A 230-nucleotide genomic window follows, 5' to 3' on the forward strand; every position below is an offset into this window, starting at 1 on the left:
GCCTGTGGGCCGCGGATCTGTACACACCAGCCATTACTGATAAAACTGCGCACCATGTTGGCCGCAAAAGCAAAGGAGGCATTGGTCCACAGGTATTTGTTGTGATCCGGACCTTTAACTTCTTCCACATAGTTGAAACTACGAACTGGTACAGTGTCCGGACCATACGGCAGACGGCCCAGTACACGCGGCATCACCAGACCGATATAGCGGGCATCATCCGTCTCACG

The 230-nt window shown here is 53.5% G+C and carries 1 protein-coding gene; it reads right to left on the minus strand.

Features of this window, described 5'->3' with window-relative positions:
- Nucleotides 1–230 (minus strand): type VI secretion system contractile sheath domain-containing protein (locus tag QMN38_RS27260; RefSeq protein ID WP_323606447.1); only part of this gene is annotated, 230 nt, incomplete at both ends.

This window comes from Citrobacter sp. R-1.5.2 (assembly GCF_035064245.1).
Lineage (GTDB): Bacteria > Pseudomonadota > Gammaproteobacteria > Enterobacterales > Enterobacteriaceae > Citrobacter.